The 18401-nt window shown below is 61.8% G+C and carries 15 protein-coding genes; 10 read left to right on the top strand and 5 right to left on the bottom strand.

The genetic code is table 11. The features are described 5' to 3' along the window. Positions 1-32 precede the first annotated feature (32 nt). The 7 genes from ACOYXG_RS09305 (at position 33) to ACOYXG_RS09275 (ending at position 7729) form a co-directional block, all read left to right on the top strand. Positions 33-1898: an extracellular solute-binding protein gene (locus ACOYXG_RS09305; RefSeq protein ID WP_460357225.1), complete on the top strand. Its 1866-nt coding sequence runs from the start codon at positions 33-35 to the stop codon at positions 1896-1898. Between the two features lies 1 nt (position 1899). Continuing rightward, positions 1900-2964, top strand: coding sequence for a microcin C ABC transporter permease YejB (locus ACOYXG_RS09300; RefSeq protein WP_460357222.1), 1065 nt, complete (start codon positions 1900-1902; stop codon positions 2962-2964). Continuing rightward, on the top strand, positions 2964-3986 hold the full coding sequence (locus ACOYXG_RS09295) for an ABC transporter permease (RefSeq protein WP_096797383.1): 1023 nt from the start codon (positions 2964-2966) through the stop codon (positions 3984-3986). Before ACOYXG_RS09300 ends, ACOYXG_RS09295 begins: the two co-directional genes overlap by 1 nt. A 14-nt stretch (positions 3987-4000) precedes the next feature. Further along, a complete protein-coding gene (locus ACOYXG_RS09290; RefSeq protein ID WP_460357218.1) occupies positions 4001-5692 on the top strand; it encodes an ABC transporter ATP-binding protein in 1692 nt (563 codons plus the stop codon). A gap of 107 nt (positions 5693-5799) precedes the next feature. Then, entirely contained in the window at positions 5800-6321 is a 522-nt protein-coding gene (locus tag ACOYXG_RS09285; protein ID WP_460357216.1) for a DUF3455 domain-containing protein, read from the top strand. A 179-nt stretch (positions 6322-6500) separates the two neighbouring features. Continuing rightward, positions 6501-7034 carry a sigma-70 family RNA polymerase sigma factor gene (locus ACOYXG_RS09280; protein ID WP_460357214.1) on the top strand — a complete coding sequence of 178 codons (534 nt, stop codon included), beginning with the start codon at positions 6501-6503 and terminating at the stop codon, positions 7032-7034. Next, positions 7031-7729, top strand: a complete 699-nt coding sequence (locus ACOYXG_RS09275; protein ID WP_115990257.1) for an anti-sigma factor — start codon at positions 7031-7033, stop codon at positions 7727-7729. Before ACOYXG_RS09280 ends, ACOYXG_RS09275 begins: the two co-directional genes overlap by 4 nt. A 7-nt stretch (positions 7730-7736) precedes the next feature. On the opposite strand, the gene ACOYXG_RS09270 is transcribed toward ACOYXG_RS09275, so the two are convergent. Next, on the bottom strand, positions 7737-8828 hold the full coding sequence (locus ACOYXG_RS09270; protein ID WP_460357211.1) for a DUF1615 domain-containing protein: 1092 nt from the start codon (positions 8826-8828) through the stop codon (positions 7737-7739). Positions 8829-9152: 324 nt separating this feature from the next. Here ACOYXG_RS09270 and ACOYXG_RS09265 point away from each other — a divergent pair, with 324 nt between their 5' ends. Then, positions 9153-11357, top strand: coding sequence for a TonB-dependent receptor (locus ACOYXG_RS09265; RefSeq protein WP_097087749.1), 2205 nt, complete (start codon positions 9153-9155; stop codon positions 11355-11357). Positions 11358-11567: 210 nt separating this feature from the next. Then, positions 11568-13103, top strand: a complete 1536-nt coding sequence (locus tag ACOYXG_RS09260) for an FAD-dependent oxidoreductase (protein ID WP_460357207.1) — start codon at positions 11568-11570, stop codon at positions 13101-13103. Positions 13104-13233: 130 nt separating this feature from the next. On the opposite strand, the gene hemB is transcribed toward ACOYXG_RS09260, so the two are convergent. Next, positions 13234-14208: a porphobilinogen synthase gene (gene hemB, locus ACOYXG_RS09255; protein WP_027613860.1), complete on the bottom strand. Its 975-nt coding sequence runs from the start codon at positions 14206-14208 to the stop codon at positions 13234-13236. A gap of 243 nt (positions 14209-14451) precedes the next feature. Continuing rightward, on the bottom strand, positions 14452-15150 hold the full coding sequence (locus ACOYXG_RS09250; RefSeq protein WP_098968051.1) for a glutathione S-transferase family protein: 699 nt from the start codon (positions 15148-15150) through the stop codon (positions 14452-14454). Positions 15151-15373: 223 nt separating this feature from the next. Here ACOYXG_RS09250 and ACOYXG_RS09245 point away from each other — a divergent pair, with 223 nt between their 5' ends. Next, on the top strand, positions 15374-16048 hold the full coding sequence (locus ACOYXG_RS09245; protein ID WP_027613858.1) for a hypothetical protein: 675 nt from the start codon (positions 15374-15376) through the stop codon (positions 16046-16048). A 136-nt stretch (positions 16049-16184) separates the two neighbouring features. On the opposite strand, the gene mnmH is transcribed toward ACOYXG_RS09245, so the two are convergent. Both mnmH and selD read right to left on the bottom strand, forming a co-directional pair. Next, positions 16185-17288 (bottom strand): tRNA 2-selenouridine(34) synthase MnmH, encoded by a 1104-nt coding sequence (gene mnmH / locus ACOYXG_RS09240; RefSeq protein ID WP_096797392.1) that lies wholly within the window; start codon positions 17286-17288, stop codon positions 16185-16187. Beyond that, positions 17288-18322, bottom strand: coding sequence for a selenide, water dikinase SelD (gene selD, locus ACOYXG_RS09235; protein WP_096797393.1), 1035 nt, complete (start codon positions 18320-18322; stop codon positions 17288-17290). The genes mnmH and selD overlap by 1 nt, the downstream gene beginning before the upstream one ends. Positions 18323-18401: the final 79 nt, after the last annotated feature.

Raw genomic sequence — 18401 nt, 5'->3', positions numbered from 1 at the left:
GAGCTTTTCCAGGGATTTTGAGGAGTGATTGCATGAGTGTTTTGCGCAACATGGCTAGCCTGCTGCTCGGCAGTGCACTGCTGTGCACCGGCCCCTCAGCACTGGCCGCCGCCAGCTACGCACTGACGGTATACGGCGAGGCGCCGAAGTATCCGGCGGGTTTCGAGCATTTCGATTTCGTCGATCCGCACGCGCCCAAGGGCGGTTCGCTCAGCCGTGCGTCGATGGAAATCGGCCAGTACAACTACATCACCCCGTATGCCGATCAAGGCATTTCCGTGGTGCAGGTCAACGACTGGGTGTATGCGCCACTGGCGTTCCGTTCGCTCGACGAGCCCTACACCGTTTACGGTCTGGTCGCGCAACAGATGGAACGCGATCCCGAAGGCCTCTGGGTGCGCTTCACCCTCAACCCCAACGCCCGCTTCGCCGACGGCACGCCGATCACCGCCGAAGACGTGCGCTACACCTTCAACCTGCTGATGACCAAGGGCAGCCTGAGCTATCGCCAGCAATACGCCGATGTGCAGGACGTGCTGATCGAAAACCCACGGCAGGTGCGCTTCACCTTCAAGAACAACCTCAACCGCACCCTGGCGCTGGACCTGGCGACCCTGCGCGTGGTGCCCGAACACTGGTGGAAGACGCGCGATTTCGCCAACGGCGGCGGCTTCGAACCGCCGCTGGGCAGCGGCCCGTACCGCGTGAGCAAAGTCGATGCCGGACGCAGCATCAGTTTCCAGCGCGACCCGGACTGGTGGGGCAAGGACCTGCCGGTCAGTCGCGGGATGTACAACTTCGACACGCTCACGGTGAATTTCTACGGTGACACCGACGTCGCGCGTCAACTGTTGCAGGCCGGCGCTTTCGACTACAACCGCGAGTTTTCCTCGTCCGGTTATGTGGTGGGTTACGACAGTCCGGCGCTGCGTGACGGTCGCTTGCAACAGGCGATCCTCGCTCCGGAAAAACCCACCGCCGCCCAAGGCTTCGTGTTCAACCTGCAAAACCCGATCTTTCAGGATCGCCGTGTGCGTCAGGCGATCAGTCTGCTGTGGGATTTCGAATGGACCAACAAGCAGATGATGCGCGGCTTCTACGTGCGCCAGAACAGCTTCTGGCCGAAGAGTGAAATGGCCGCGACCGCCCTGCCTGATGCCGAGGAACTGAAGATCCTCGAGCCGTTGCGCGGGCAGATTCCCGACGAGGTGTTCACCACGGTGTATCAGGCGCCGAAAACCGACGGCAGCGGCTACATCCGCGACAAGCAGTTGCAAGCCCTGAAGCTGCTCGCCGAGGCCGGCTGGACGCCGCAACACAGCCGACTGGTCAACGCCGCCGGTGAGCCTCTGGAGTTCACCTTCCTCGACGGTCAGGGCGGTTTTGATCGCATGCTGCTGCCGTTCAAACGCACCCTCGCGCAGATCGGCATCACCCTCAATCTACGGCGGATCGACTCGGCGCAATACGTCAATCGGCTCAACGCCCGGGACTACGACATGATCGTCACCAGTTTCCCGCGCAGTGGCGATCCGATCGTCTCCCCCGGCCGCGAGTTGTACAGCCTGTATGCCTCACAAAGTGCCACGCAGGTCGGCAGTTCGAACTCGATGGTGCTGGCCAACCCGGCGGTCGATCAACTGATCGACGGGCTGGTCAAGGCCGACACCCGCGACGCCATGGTGCATTACGCCCGCGCCCTCGACCGGGTGCTGCAATGGGGTTACTACATGATTCCCAACTACTACTCCAAGGGCACGCCGACGGTGTATCAGAACCGCTTCGGCATGCCGCCGGTGCAACCGGCGTACGACGAAGGCCTCAACACCTGGTGGGAGGTCTCGACCAAGCCGTTGACCACGCAACAGATGCACACCCAGCTCGCGGGGGGCCAGTGACATGCTGCGTTATCTGAGTCGACGTTTGCTGCTGATCATCCCCACGCTGCTGTGCATTCTGGTGGTCAACTTCGTGATTGTGCAGGCCGCACCGGGCGGCCCGGTGGAGCAAGCCATTGCCCGCCTGCAAGGTTTCGGCGGGCACGGCATGAGCGGTGGTGGCGAAGTCGCCGCGACGGGTGGTGCCGGGCGCAGCAGTCGCGGGCTGGACCCGGCGCTGATCGAGGAAATCAAACACCACTACGGCTTCGACAAGCCGATGCACGAACGCTTGTGGCTGATGCTGAAAAACTACGCCCAGCTGGATCTGGGCAGCAGTTTCTTTCGCGGCGCCAAGGTCACCGATCTGATCCTGCAGAAACTGCCGGTGTCGCTGTCGCTCGGCCTGTGGGCAACGCTGATCACCTACCTGATTTCAATCCCGCTGGGCATCCGCAAAGCGATCAGCAACGGCAGCGCGTTCGATGTCTGGAGCAGCACCGCAATCATTATCGGCTATGCGATGCCAGCGTTTCTGTTTGCGATGCTGCTGATCGTGGTGTTCGCGGGCGGCAGCTACGTCAACTGGTTCCCGGTGCAGGGGCTGGTGTCGGATAACTTCGACAGCCTCAGCACCTTGGGCAAGGTCGGCGACTACCTCTGGCATCTGGTGTTGCCGGTCACGGCGCTGGTGATCGGTGGTTTCGCCACCCTGACCATCCTCACCAAAAACAGCTTCCTCAACGAGATCAGCCGCCAATACGTGATCACTGCGCGGGCCAAGGGTTTGACCGAGCGCCGCGTGCTCTACGGCCACGTGTTTCGCAACGCGATGCTGCTGGTGGTGGCCGGGGTGCCCTCGGCGCTGATCGAGGTGTTTTTCGCCGGTTCCTTGCTGATCGAAACCATCTTCAACCTCGACGGCCTCGGGCGCATGAGTTACGAGGCGGCGGTGTCGCGTGACTACCCAGTGGTGTTCGGCGCGCTGTTTCTGTTCACCCTGTTTGGCCTGCTGATCAAGCTGATCGGTGATCTCTGCTACACCCTGCTCGACCCGCGCATCGACTTCTCGGCGAGGACTGCCTGATGTTCACACTTTCTCCTCTGGGTCAGCGCCGGGTCGCACAGTTCAAGGCCAACCGCCGTGGACGCTGGTCGCTGTGGCTGTTCATTGGCCTGTGCCTGATCTGCCTCGGCGGCGAACTGATTGCCAACGACAAACCGTTGGTGATCCGCTACCACGGCGCCTACTACTTCCCGATCCTCAGCGAATACCTGGAAACCGATTTCGGCGGCGAACTGCCGTTCCAGCCGGATTACGCCAGCGCTTACGTGCACGGGCTGATCGAGGATCAGGGCGGCTGGATGCTGTTTCCGCCGATCCCGTTCAGCTACGACACGGTCAATTACGACCTGACTGAACCGGCACCCAGCCCACCCTCTTCGAGCAATTGGCTGGGCACCGACGATCAGGCGCGGGACGTATTGGCACGGGTGATTTTCGGCACACGGATTTCAATTCTGTTTGCGCTGATCCTCACCGGCATCAGTGCGCTGGTCGGCATCGTTGCCGGGGCGCTGCAGGGTTATTACGGCGGTTGGGTGGATTTGCTTGGGCAACGGGTACTGGAGATCTGGTCGGGGCTGCCGGTGCTGTATCTGCTGATCATTTTGTCCGGGTTCGTCTCGCCGAGTTTCTGGTGGTTGCTGGGGATCATGGCGCTGTTTTCCTGGCTGGCATTGGTGGATGTGGTGCGCGCCGAGTTTCTGCGTGGCCGCAATCTGGAATACGTCAAAGCCGCGCGGGCGCTGGGCCTGACCGACAGCGAACTGATGCTGCGGCACATCCTGCCCAACGCGATGACCTCCACCCTGACCTACCTGCCGTTCATTCTGACCGGTGCCATCGCCACCCTCACCGCGCTGGATTTCCTCGGTTTCGGCATGCCCGCCGGGACCGCTTCGCTGGGTGAACTGATCGGCCAGGCCAAGCGCAATCTGCAAGCGCCATGGCTGGGGCTGACGGCATTTTTTGCCTTGGCGCTGATTCTGTCGTTGTTGGTGTTCATCGGTGAGGCTTGCCGTGATGCGTTTGATCCAAGATCTTGATCCGAGGGGCTGACATGAGCGACAACCTGATTGAAATCCGCGACCTGCGTGTCGCCTTCGCAGGGCAGGAAGTGGTGCACGGTCTGAACCTCGACATTCGTCGTGGCGAGTGTCTGGCGCTGGTCGGCGAGTCCGGCTCGGGCAAGTCGGTGACGGCGCATTCGATTTTGCGCCTGTTGCCGGGCAAAACCGTCAGCAGCAACGGTTCGATTGCTTACAACGGGGTGAACTTGCTGCACGCCAGCGAGCAACAGATGCGCGGTTTGCGCGGCAACCGGATCGCGATGATTTTCCAGGAGCCGATGACCTCGCTCAATCCTCTGCACACCGTGGAGCGACAGGTCAGTGAAGTGCTGGAGATTCACAAGGGCCTCAAGGGCCGCGCAGCCCGTGAGCGCACGTTGGAGCTGCTGGAACTGGTGGGCATTCGCGAGCCGTTGCAGCGTTTGAAAGCCTATCCGCATCAGCTCTCCGGCGGTCAGCGGCAACGGGTGATGATTGCGATGGCACTGGCCAACGAACCGGAACTGCTGATCGCCGATGAGCCGACCACGGCGCTGGACGTGACTGTGCAGCAGAAAATTCTCGAACTGTTGATCGAGTTGCAGCAGCGGCTCGGCATGTCGATGCTGCTGATCAGTCACGATCTGAATCTGGTGCGGCGCATCGCGCAACGGGTGTGCGTGATGCGTCACGGTGAAGTCGTCGAACAGGCTGACTGCGAGACGCTGTTTCGTGCCCCGCAGCATCCTTACAGCCGCTTGTTGATCGAAGCTGAACCGAGCGGTGCGCCGGTGCCGAGCCCGTACCAGCACAACCTGCTGGAAGTCGATGATCTGAAGGTCTGGTTTCCACTGCCCAAGGGTTTGTTGAGTCGTTCGCAGGCGTACATCAAAGCGGTGGACGGAGTCAGTTTCCGCCTGCAACGCGGCAAAACGTTGGGGATTGTCGGCGAATCCGGTTCGGGCAAATCGACGCTGGGCCAGGCGATCCTGCGGCTGGTGGAATCCGAGGGCGATATCCGCTTCGGCAACAAGCAACTGAGCCTGCTCAATCAACGCTTGATGCGCCCCTTGCGGCGACAGATTCAGGTGGTGTTCCAGGATCCGTTCGGCAGCCTGAGTCCAAGGATGTCGGTGCAGCAGATCATTGCCGAAGGCTTGCTGACCCACGGCATCGGCACCGAGGCCGAGCGCGAAGCAGCAGTGATTCGCGTACTCGAAGAAGTCGGCCTCGACCCCAAGAGCCGTCATCGCTACCCCCACGAGTTTTCCGGCGGCCAGCGTCAGCGCATCTCCATCGCCCGCGCGCTGGTGCTGCAGCCGGCGCTGATCCTGCTCGACGAACCAACCTCGGCGCTGGATCGCACGGTGCAGAAACAAGTGGTGGACTTGTTGCGGCAACTGCAGATCAAGCATGGGCTGACCTATCTGTTCATCAGCCATGACCTGGCAGTGGTGCATGCGCTGGCGCATGACTTGCTGGTGATCAAGGATGGCAAGGTCGTGGAACAGGGTTCGTCGCGGGAGATTTTTGCTGCGCCAACCCACCCCTACACCCAGGAACTGCTGAAAGCCTCCGGCCTCAAGCCTGCTGAAGCCCCCTGTGGGAGCTGGCTTGCCAGCGATGGCGTCGTGTCAGTCGACACTCATTTCACTGATACACCGCTATCGCTGGCAAGCCAGCTCCCACAGGTCCACAGGTAATTGAACAATATTTTTCAGGCACTGCATCCAAACGCCTCCGCCACGGGTAGTCCCTGTAACAGCCCTCTTCGGCTGTCAGCGGTCTACCCCTTTCGGAGATAACACTGATGAACATCACTCAACTGATTGGCCTCACCGGTTTGCTCGCCCTGTCCTCGACAACCTTCGCCCAAAGCAGCTACCCCGATGCGATCAAAGTCCCGGAAGGCCACAAGATCGCGATGGAAACCACCGGGGTCGGCGAGATCACTTACGAATGCCGCGACAAGCCCAATGCCGCCGGGCAGACCGAATGGACCTTCATCGGCCCTAAAGCGGTGCTCAATGATCGCAGCGGCAAGCAGGTCGGCACCTACTTCGGCCCGCCCGCCACCTGGCAGGCCAAGGACGGTTCGAAAGTCACCGGCACGCAACTGGCAGTCGCCCCGTCGAGCCCGGGCAACCTGCCCTATCAACTGGTCAAGGCCAACCCGGCTGAAGGCAAAGGCGCGATGAGCGGCGTGAGTTATATCCAGCGTGTCGCGCTCAAGGGCGGCGTGGCGCCGGGCAGCGAATGCACGGCGGCGAACAAGGGCAAGCAGGAAGTGGTGAAATATCAGGCCGATTACATTTTCTGGGCGGCGAACTGAGTTTCTGGCCCACTCAAATCTTTACTTGTGGGAGGGGGCTTGCTCCCGAAGGCGGCGTGTCAGCCAGCATCTGTTTCAATGACACAGCGCCTTCGGGAGCAAGCCCCCTCCCACAGAGGAGTCCACAGCGGGCCCCGGGTTGTCTGGATGTTTGCGGAATGTGAGCTAGATTGCACGACATGTCCTTACCCGAATCTGAATTCGATTACGAAGCCCGTCTCGCTGCCTGTGCCCGCGGCGAGCAGTCGGCCCTGCGCGATTTGTACGTGCAGGAAGGCCCGCGCCTGCTCGGCGTGGCCAAACGGCTGGTGCGTGACACGGCGCTGGCCGAAGACATCGTGCATGAGGCGTTTATCAAGATCTGGAACGGTGCGGCGCAATTTGATCCGGCGCGCGGTTCAGCGCGCGGCTGGATGTTCAGCGTGACCCGCCATCTGGCGTTGAACCAGCTGCGTGATCAAAGCCGGGAGACGCCGTTCAACGAAGAACAAGATGCCGAGCCTGACGAGGACGCCTTCGATGTGCAGGGGCATTCGGCGCGGATCCATCGTTGTCTGGAACAACTCGACCCGCAGCGCCGAAGCTGCATCCTCCACGCCTATGTCGACGGCTACAGCCACGCGCAGATTTCCCAACGGATGGGCACGCCGCTGGGCACGGTCAAAGCCTGGATCAAACGCAGTCTCAACGCTTTGCGGGAGTGCATGGGATGACCACTGAATCGGCGCAGGAACGTGATGAACTAGCCGGCGAATACGTGCTCGGCACACTCTCTGCTGAACAGCGGATCGAGGTGCAGAAACGTCTGCCGCATGAGCCGGATCTGCGCGCGGCGGTGGACGCCTGGGAACGGCGGCTGCTGGAGCTGACGGACTATGCCGAAGCGCAGCAACCGTCGGCGTTCCTGTGGCCGCGAATCGAGCGCAGCGTCGAGCGACTGACGCCTGAAACGCCCACCACCTCGTGGTGGAATCTGCTGCCGCTGTGGCGCGGGCTGAGCGCTGCCGGACTGGCTGCGACATTGGTCCTGGGTTCAATTCTGCTGACCCAGACCCAGACCCCGCCGAAGCCGAATTATCTGGTGGTGCTGGTCGCGCCGCAGGACAAGGCGCCAGGCTGGGTGATTCAGGCCAGTAATCCACGGGAAATTCAGTTAATCCCGCTGGGCGTGGTCGAAGTGCCGGCGGACAAGGCGCTGGAGTTCTGGACCAAGGCTGACGGCTGGCAAGGGCCGGTGTCGCTGGGGCTGGTCAAACCGGGGCAGACACTGTCGGTGCCGCTGGACAAATTGCCGCCGCTGCAACCGAATCAGCTGTTCGAGCTGACGCTGGAAGGCGCCAATGGCTCGCCGATCGGTAAACCAACCGGGCCGATTCAGGCCATTGGCCGAGCCGTCAAAGTGCTTTGAACCGGCGTCAACCGGCCTTGGCCATGCAGCGCTTGTAGCGCTCATCCACGCGTTTGGCGAACCACGCCGTGGTCAGCTTGCGGGTGATTTTCGGGCTCTGCAAAACGATCCCCGGCAACACCGCGCGTGGCAAGGTCTTGCCTTCAGCCTTCTCGGCCAGTTCGAACACGCGCTGGTAGAGTTTGGTTTCTTCGAACTCCAGGGTTTTGCCCTTCTCCAGTTGATCGCGAATGGTCGGGTTACGCATGCCCAGCGACTTGCCGAGGGTGCGCACCGCCAGTTCGGTGCTGCCAGGCATGATCGAGTCGTAGCGAATCAAGTCGCCATCCAGCGCCAGCGGGATCCCCGAAGCTCGGCTGACGGCGTTCTGGAACGCGGCATTGCGGCTGGCGTACCAGCCGGCATTGAAGTCGGCGAAGCGGTACAGCGGCTCGCGGTAACTCACCGGGTAGCCAAGTAAATGCGCGATGCCGAAGTACATGCCGCCACGGCGGGTGAACACTTCGTGGCGGATCGTGCCGTCTACCGGATACGGATACTCCTTGGCGTGCTGCTCGGCGAATTCGATGCTGACCTGCATCGGTCCGGCGGTGTGTACCGGGTTGAAGCCGCCGAACAAGGTGCGGCCCATCGGCACTCTGCCGATGAAGTCGTCAAAAATGGCGCTGAGTTCTTTTTCACTGCGTGCCGCGTTCAGGCGTTCGCTGTAGGTCTTGCCGTTGGTGGAGCGCACTTGCAGAGCGCCACTGACCAACAGACTGGGAATATGCACTTTGGCGGCACGACGGTCGATTTCGTCGCGGGCGATCTTGCCCAGGCCCGGCACCGTGGGGTCTACCTGGAAGGTGGATTCCTGCTCGGCCACGGCCAGCACCGAACACAGATTCTGCGTGGTCGGGCTGATGTTCTGTGCGGCGAACGCGGCATAGATGTCGGTGGCCCAGCCTTGACGGTCGGGCACTTTGGCCGGCATCAACCGCACTATTTCGGCTTTCACTTCAGCCGGCGCACGCGGTGCCGGCTCCTGGCTGCGCTGGCCGGCGCAACCGGCGAGCGCCAGCAGCGTGGCGAGGGTAATGACTAATCGAGGGGTGTGCATGGCGCTCCTTGGCGTGCGTTGAGGCGGGTTCACCATACGATCAAAGGGGTGACGCAGGCTAGGACTGTGACCTTTGTGGTGAGGGGATTTATCCCCGATGGACTGCGCAACAGCCCTCCAACATCAAAGCGGCCCGCTCCGCGCGTCATCGGGGATAAATCCCCTCACCACAGATTTCCGTTCGGACCTGAAAATTCAGCAAGATAAACAGTTTGCAAAACGTTACTGCGAACTCCTATCATTTGCACCTGGAGTCGTATTTGCGCAAGGAGTTCCCCGCGCCGTTCTAATTTTCTCACCGGCCGTACGCCTCCAGGTATCGACATGCCCGCTCCAGCTCGACTCGCCGTCCCGTTTCGCCCGACGCTTCTCGCCTTGCTGTGCTCCCTGACTGTCACCGCTCACGCTGCCGATGAAAACGGCAAGGAGCTGGTGCTCGACAACGTCAACATCAACGCCCAGGCACCGACGCCCAACGCCCTGCCCCCGGTCTATGCCGGTGGTCAGGTCGCCCGTGGTGGTCAGCTCGGGGTGCTCGGCAATCAGGACATGATGGACGTGCCGTTCAGCGCCGCGTCGTACACCGAACAGCTGATTCAGGACCAGCAAGCGGAAAACGTTGCCGACGTTCTGCTCAACGATGCCTCGGTGCGTCAGGCCTCGGGCTTCTCCAACCAGGCGCAGGTGTTCATGATCCGCGGCCTGCCGCTGAACGGTGACGACATTTCCTATAACGGCCTGTACGGCGTGCTACCGCGGCAGATCATTTCCACCGACGCCCTGGAGCGCGTGGAAGTGTTCAAAGGCCCCAACGCCTTCATCAACGGCGTGACCCCGACCGGCTCCGGCATCGGTGGCGGCGTCAACCTGCAACCCAAACGTGCCGGCGACGAGCCGCTGCGCCGCTACACCACCGACATCAACAGCGAAGGTCGCATCGGTCAGCACTTCGATATCGGCCAGCGATTCGGCGAAGACAACCGCTTCGGCGCGCGGATCAACCTGTCGCAGCGCGAAGGCGACACCGGCATCGATCACGAAAACCAGCGCTCGAAACTGTTCAGCATCGGCCTCGATTATCGCGGTGACGCGCTGCGTATTTCCGGCGACTTCGCCTATCAGAAGGAACGCGTCAACGGTGGCCGCAACTCGGTCAACCTCGGCACTGCCACGCACATTCCGGACGCGCCGTCGGCAGACACGAATTACGCGCCGAAGTGGGGTTACACCGACATCGAAGACACCTTCGGCATGCTCCGCGCCGAATACGACCTGAACGACAACTGGACCGCGTACGTCGCCGGCGGCGCCAAACACACCCGCGAAGTCGGGCGCTACAATTCGACCACGCTGGTGGGCAACAACGGCGCCTCCTACACCACCGGCTCGTTCATCCCCCACGACGAGGACAACACCAGCCTGATGGCGGGTCTCAACGGCAAGTTCAACACCGGCGCCGTCAGCCACAAACTCAACTTCGGCCTCAGCGGTCTGTGGGCCGAACAGCGCAGCGCCTATGATTTCGACCTGACCAAGTACGCCAACAACATCTACCACCCGGTGCAAACGCCGTCGCCGGTCGGCAATTTTTCCGGCGGCGATCTCAATGACCCGGGCATCGTCGGCAAGACCTTCAACCGCAGCCTCGCGCTCTCCGACACCCTCGGTTTCTTCGACGACCGCCTGCTGATCACCGCCGGCCTGCGTCGTCAGCAACTGGTGGTGCAAGGCTACAACTACGCCAGTTACGGCAGCGGCAGCCGCAAGTCGAGCTACGACGAATCGATCACCACGCCGGTCTACGGCATCGTGTTCAAGCCGTGGGAGCATGTGTCGTTCTACGCCAACCACATCGAAGGCCTGGCCCAGGGGCCGACCTCGCCAGCCAGCACTGGCGGCTTGCGCGTGACCAACGGCAACGAGGTCTACGCACCGGCCCGCTCCAAGCAGACCGAGGCCGGGGTCAAGGTCGACATGGGCACTTACGGCGCGAGCCTGGGCGTGTATCGCATCGAGCAGCCGAGCGATGGCTACTGTGAAATCAACAGCGCCACCACCTGCACCTACGTGCGTGAAGGCGAGCAGATCAACAAAGGGGTAGAGATGAACGTGTTCGGCGAGCCGATCAACGGCCTGCGCCTGATCAGCGGCCTGACGCTGATGGACACCGAACTGCGCAACACCCAGAACGGCGCCAACGACGGCAACCGTGCCATTGGCGTGCCGAGCTTCCAGTTCAACGCTGGTGCCGACTGGGATGTACCGGGCCTGCAAGGCGTGGCGCTGAATGCGCGGATGCTGCGCACCGGTGGCCAGTATGCCGACGCGGCCAACAACCTCAGCCTGCCGAGCTGGAACCGCTTTGACGCGGGTGCGCGTTATGCGTTCAAGGTCTCGCAGAAAGACGTGACCCTGCGTCTGGGCGTGGAAAACCTGGCCAACAAGAAGTATTGGGAATCGGCGCAGGGCGGCTATCTGACCCAGGGTGAGCCACGGGTGGCGAAGTTGTCGGGCACCATCGATTTCTAAACCTCGCCGTGAAATGAAAAGGCCCCGCAGCTTTACCGTTGCGGGGTCTTTTTTTTTCTGCGGCGAGTTATAAGCCCCCTTCGCGAGCAGGCTCGCTCCCACCTTGGAATGCGTTCGACTGTGGGAGCGGGCTTGCTCGCAAAGGGGCCGGCACTGGCTACCCTTTCCATCTGATCCATACTTGCTCCACAGCAAACGGAGGAGAGGCCCATGAACCGCAGCGACGTACTGATCATCGGCGCCGGCCCGACCGGTCTGGTGCTGGCCCTGTGGCTGAGCAAACTCGGTATGCGCGTGCGCATCATCGACAAGACCTCCGCGCCCGGCACCACCTCACGAGCACTGGCGGTGCAGGCGCGCACCCTGGAGTTGTACCGCCAGCTGGACCTGGCCGACACCGTGGTGCGCAACGGCCACAAGGTCGCGGCGGCGAATTTCTGGGTAAAGGGCAAACCGGTCGCGCAGTTGCCGTTGCAGCGCATCGGCGAAGGCCTGACGCCCTACTCGTTCATCGAAATCTTCCCCCAGGACCAACACGAACAGCTCCTGCTCGAACGCCTCGGAGACTATGACGTGACGGTTGAGCGCAACACCGAGCTTGAGAGTTTCGAAGAAACCGGCGACGGCCTCACCGCGCACTTGCGCCTGCCCGATGGCGAACAGGAAATCTGCCAGGCCTGCTATCTGGCGGGATGTGATGGCGCCCGCTCAGTGGTGCGCAAAACCCTCGACACCGGTTTTCCCGGCGGCACCTATCAGCAGATTTTCTACGTCGCCGACGTCAAGGCCAGCGGCCCGGCGATGAACGGTGAGCTGCACCTGGATCTGGATGAGGCGGACTTCCTTGCGGTGTTTCCACTGGCCGGCGAAGGCCGTGCCAGACTGATCGGCACCGTGCGTGACGAACGTGCCGACCGCGCCGAAACCCTGCAATTTGCCGACGTCAGCCGCCGCGCCATCGAGCACCTGAAAGTGCACATCGACGAGGTCAACTGGTTCTCCACCTACCGCGTGCATCACCGCGTGGCCGAGCACTTTCGCAGCGGTCGGGCGTTTCTCCTCGGCGACGCCGCGCATGTGCACAGCCCCGCCGGCGGCCAGGGCATGAACACCGGCATCGGCGATGCGATCAACCTGGCCTGGAAACTCGCCGCCGTGCTCAACGGCAGCGCCACGGCGAAGCTGCTCGACACTTACGAAACCGAGCGCATCGCCTTCGCCCGGCGGCTGGTGTCAACCACCGACAAGGTGTTCAGCTTCGTCACCGCCGAGGGGCGCATCGCCGATTTGCTGCGCACGCGTCTGGCACCGTTTCTGATCCCGAAAATGGCCACGTTCGAGGCCAGCCGCGAGTTCCTCTTTCGCACCGTCTCACAGGTCACCCTCAACTATCGCGGCATGCCGCTGAGCCAGGGCACGGCAGGCCACGTCCACGGCGGCGACCGCTTGCCGTGGGCGCATGATGGTGAGGGGGATAACTACGAACCGCTAAGGCAGCCTTGCTGGCAGGTGCACGTGTACGGCGACACCAGCGACGAGATGATCGCCTGGTGCAACGAACACCATCTGTCGCTGCACGTGTTCGACTGGCGGCCGGCGTTTGAAACGGCGGGATTGGGGCGTAACGGTTTTTACCTGTTGCGCCCGGATACCTATGTGGCGATAGCCGATAACAGCGCGGATCCGAAGGTGATCGAGCGGTACTTTCGCGATCACGGTATCCGCCCCTACTTCAACTGCCCCTGACCCAAGAACACCCTGAGTTCCTGTGGGAGCTGGCTTGCCAGCGATAGCGGTGGATCAGCCACCATTGATTTTGACTGTACCGACGCAATCGCTGGCAAGCCAGCTCCCACAAGGGTTCTGCGGTGTTGAATCAGATCCCGGCCAGCGCCAGATCCATCGCAAAGTAGGTGAAGATCAGGTCCGCCCCCGCGCGCTTGATCGCGCCCAGGCTTTCGCGCACCACGCGATCCTCGTCGATTGCACCGGCCTGCGCGCCGAACTTGATCATCGCGTATTCGCCGCTGACCTGATACGCCGACAACGGCAGGTTCGAGGCTTCACGAATGTCGCGGATGATGTCGAGGTACGCACCGGCCGGTTTGACCATCAGCGCATCGGCGCCTTCCTGCTCGTCGAGCAGCGATTCGCGCAGGGCTTCGCGGCGGTTCATCGGGTTCATCTGGTAGCTTTTGCGATCACCTTTCAGCGCACTGCCACCGGCTTCGCGGAACGGACCGTACAGCGCTGAGGCAAATTTGGTCGAGTAAGCCATGATCGGAATCTGGGTGAAACCGGCGGCGTCCAGCGCCTGGCGAATCGCCCGCACCTGGCCGTCCATCGCCGCCGACGGGGCGATCACGTCAGCGCCGGCACGCGCCGCCGCCACAGCTTGCTTCCCGAGGTTGATCAGGGTCTGGTCGTTGTCGACTTCGTGGTTGTGCATCACGCCGCAGTGGCCGTGATCGGTGTATTCGCAGAAGCAGGTGTCGGACATCACGATCATTTCCGGCACGGCGTCCTTGGCAATCCGCGACATGCGCGAGACCAGTCCCTCTTCGCGCCAGGTGTCGCTGCCGTTGGCGTCCAGGTGATGGGACACGCCAAAGGTCATTACCGACTTGATCCCGGCACGGGCATAACGCTCGATTTCACTGGCCAGCTTGCGCTCGGGAATGCGCATCACCCCCGGCATGCTCTTGATCGGCACGAAGTCGTCGATCTCTTCTTCGACGAAAATCGGCAGCACCAGATCATTCAGGCTGAACTCGGTTTCCTGGAACAGGCTGCGCAGGCTCGCATTGCGGCGCAGACGGCGGGGACGTGCTTCGGGGAACTGGCTGGACATGGATCTTCCTGAAAACGGCAGATGAGACGAAAGTCGTAGGGGGCGAAGCTTATGCCTTCGGTGGGCGCAGGTACAAACCTGGATCAATCAACAGTGCGTTACCGAGGACGCAATAATCTGCGGGCGTCATCACTATTCCTGTGGGAGCGGGCTTGCTCGCGAAGGAGGTGTATCAGAAAAAGACGTGTTGACTGACACGACGCCTTCGCGAGCAAGCCCGCTCCCACAGGGTTAAGTGTGGCCTCAGGAAGGAATGGTCAACCCGCGCACCACAGCCGGGCGAGCCAGAAAGCGCTCCAGCACCCGGGTCACGTTCGGGAAGTTGCTGATGCCCACTAGATCCCCCGCCTCATAGAACCCGATCAGGTTACGCACCCACGGAAACGTGGCGATGTCGGCGATGGTGTAGCGCTCGCCCATGATCCAGTCGCGACCTTCCAGGCGTTTGTCGAGCACGTTGAGCAGGCGCCTGCTCTCCTCGACATAGCGGTCACGCGGACGCTTGTCCTCGTAGTCCTTGCCGGCGAATTTGTTGAAGAAACCGAGCTGGCCGAACATCGGGCCGATACCGCCCATCTGGAACATCAACCACTGAATCGTCTCGTAACGCAGCGCGCCTTCCTGGGCGAGCAACTGGCCGCTCTTGTCGGCGAGGTAGATCAGGATTGCGCCGGACTCGAACAGCGGCAGCGGCTGGTCTTGCGGGCCGTGGGGATCGAGGATCGCCGGGATCTTGTTGTTGGGGTTCAGCGACAGGAACTCGGGGGACAGCTGATCCTGGGTATCGAAGCCCACACGATGCGGCTCGTAGGGCAGGCCGATCTCTTCGAGCATGATCGAGACCTTGACGCCGTTGGGGGTCGGCAGGGAATAGAGTTGAATCCAGTCGGGGTACTGCGCCGGCCATTTCTGGGTGATGGGGAACGCGGACAGATCGGTCATGGGAAACATCCAGTCACATGGGAAGCGCTGATCATAATCCAGGAACCGTAACATTCTGCAGCTAGTGTGCAGAAGCCAGGATCGAACCAAGCGGCCTCAGTGGACTCTGAGCTATGTCTTTGCAAGGGAAGTACGACACGACATGGACAACACCCGGTGCTGGGAGCCCGCGGTGTAAGGGTTGGTCAGCCCCAACCGAATTTGCTGAAGAATCCTATATTCAATGACGAACCTCATGAGTTTCGCCAAACGCTTCAAACATCGCGCCTATGTGGCCCTGCCCTCCCTGCTGGCAGTCAGTGCGCTGACCTTGTCGCTCGAATCGAGCCAGATTCGCGCGCAACCGGTGGACGGTACGCAGACACTGATCTTCCTGCGCCACGCGGAAAAACCCGAGGGCGGTCTCGGCCAGCTCAACTGTCAGGGTCTGAACCGGGCGATCGAGCTGTCGACCCTGCTGCCGGAAAAATTCGGCAAGGCCGATTACGTGTTCGCCGCCAACCCGACACGCAATGTCGAGGAAGGCGAACTGGACAACTCCTACAGCTACATCCGTCCGTTGATGACCATCAGCCCCGCCGCGATCAAGCTCGGCCTGCCGGTGAACATCGAGTTCTCCGCCAACGACACCAGTGATCTGGCGCGCGAGCTGATCGAGGACAAGTACCACAACGCGACGATCTACACTGCCTGGTCGCACGGCTATTTGCCGGAGCTGATCAACAAGGTTGCCGGCAAGGCCGTCGGCGAGAAGCAGACCATCACCGATGACTGGGCGTCGGGCGATTTCGATTCGCTGTACGTGCTGACCCTGACCTGGCACAACGGCAAGGCCAGTTTGCAGAGCCACAGCTACAAGCAGGGGCTGGATAACGGCAAGGCGACCTGTCCGACTTGAGTTTTGCGCTGCCTGTACCGGCCCTTTCGCGAGCAAGCCCGCTCCCACAGGGGATCTGCGTCAGGCAGAAATTTCTGCCCAGTGGAGACCCAATGTGGGAGCGGGCTTGCTCGCGAAGAGGCCCGCAACAACACCCTCAAACCCGCTGATTCACCCGCTCACGCAGATACTCAAGCACCGCCCCGCGCTCCCCGGCAAATTCAATCCGCCCGCCCTTCTTCTCACGCTGGAACGCATACATCGGGTCGTAATATTCGCGCAGCAACACGCTGATCCAGTCACGGAACGCCTCGACCGAACCGCTGCGCGCCTGCTCGGCCAGGGCCTCTTCCATCTGCAGGAACATCCGCTGATGGCGTTCGCCGCCCAGCCGGCGCTGGATATTGTTCAAACTCGCAATCAACCGCTCGGCATACAGCGCAAAGCCCTGCTCGCCATGCACCGCGACAAACTCAGCGTGCAGGTTGATCACGTAATCCTGCAGAATCCGCTCGACCCGCTGCTCCAGGCTGTCTTCGAGCCAGACCATCGGCGCCACTTGCATGCCTCGGTACAGCGGCAATGGCAAGGCACAACTGCCGACTACCCGGCTCTCGTCTTCCAGCACAAACTGCTGGATTCCGCCGGCGCGTTTTTTCAGCACATCAACGGCCAGACGGTTTTCAAAATCGATGTTGGTCGGTTGGCCGGTGGCGCGCTTGCCGAAACTCGAGCCCCGATGATTGGCGTGGCCTTCCAGATCCAGACCATTACTCAACTGCACCAACAGTTCGGTCTTGCCGGTGCCGGTCATGCCACCCAGCAGCACCATATCGCACTCGGCCACGGCCTGATCGATCGTCTCCAGCAGGAACGTACGCATCGCCTTATAGCCACCGCCGACACGCGGGTAATCAATCCCGCCCTCTTCCTTGATCCATTGCTGGACGATCTGCGAACGCAGGCCGCCGCGAAAGCAATACAGATAGCCGTCGGGGTGTGCCCGGGCAAACTCGACCCAGCCTTGAATGCGCTGCTCCCGCACTTCGGCAGAAACCAGCCGCTCACCCAGGGCGATGGCGGCTTGTTGTCCATGCTGCTTGTAGCAAGTCCCCACCTGCTCGCGCTCGCGGTCGTTCATCAGCGGCAGGTTGACCACGCCCGGAAACGCGCCGTGGGCAAACTCGATCGGCGCACGGGCATCCATCATCGGCCGGTCGTTGAGGAAAATATCGCGGTAATCGGTGCAGTCGCGTGACATCAGTTCACCTCGACTGCGTGGGTCTGTCGCTCGACCAGCTCGCCGATCGGCGCCAGGTTCAGGCCCAGTTCGGCAGCCACGGCGAGGAATTCGGCGTTGCCTTCCGGTGTAACTGCAATCAACAGACCGCCGCTGGTCTGCGGGTCGCACAGCACGCGCTTGTGCAACTCCTGCAGACGGCCGAGCTTGCTCGAATAGCTGTCAAAGTTACGCAAGGTGCCACCGGGCACACAGCCCTGTTCGAGGTAGTACTCGACGCTGTCCAGACGCGGCACGTGGTTGTAGCCGATGCGTGCGGTCAGGTGGCTGCCGTCGGCCATTTCCACCAGATGCCCGAGCAGGCCGAAACCGGTAACGTCGGTCATCGCGGTGACGCCGGCCAGTTTGCCAAAACGGCTGCCGGGTTTGTTCAGGGTGCACATCCAGTCACGGGCCACGCCAATGTCGCTGGAACGCAATTTGCCTTTCTTCTCGGCGGTGGTGAGGATGCCGATGCCCAACGGCTTGGTCAGGTACAGCAGGCAACCGGCGGTGGCGGTGTCGTTGCGCTTCATGTGGCGCTTTTCCACCAGACCGGTCACGGCCAGGCCGAAAATCGGCTCCGGCGCATCGATCGAATGCCCACCGGCTAGCGGAATGCCGGCGGCGTCACACACCGCGCGTCCGCCGCGAATCACTTCCCGCGCCACTTCCGGCGCCAGCACATTCACCGGCCAGCCGAGGATCGCAATCGCCATCAACGGATCGCCGCCCATCGCATAGATGTCGCTGATCGCGTTGGTCGCGGCGATACGGCCGAAGTCGAACGGATCGTCGACAATCGGCATGAAGAAGTCGGTGGTCGACACCACACCACGCTCGGCGTCGATCTCGTACACCGCCGCGTCATCACGCGAGGCATTGCCGACCCACAGTTTCGGGTCAAGGTTCTGCGCTCCGCTGCCGGCCAGAATCACTTCCAGCACCTGCGGGGAAATCTTGCAGCCACAACCGGCACCGTGGCTGTATTGGGTCAGGCGAATCGGCTCGCTCATGGGAGAGTCTCTGGCAATTGATGGGGCGGATTCTAGCAGAGCGCGGGCCGGCTGATTCTTGCGCTGAATGTCCGGGCCT

It is taken from the genome of Pseudomonas sp. G3-39 (assembly GCF_054790485.1).
The sequence above is the reverse complement of the archived record's forward strand: the minus strand, read 5'-3'. Positions and strand labels throughout refer to the sequence as shown.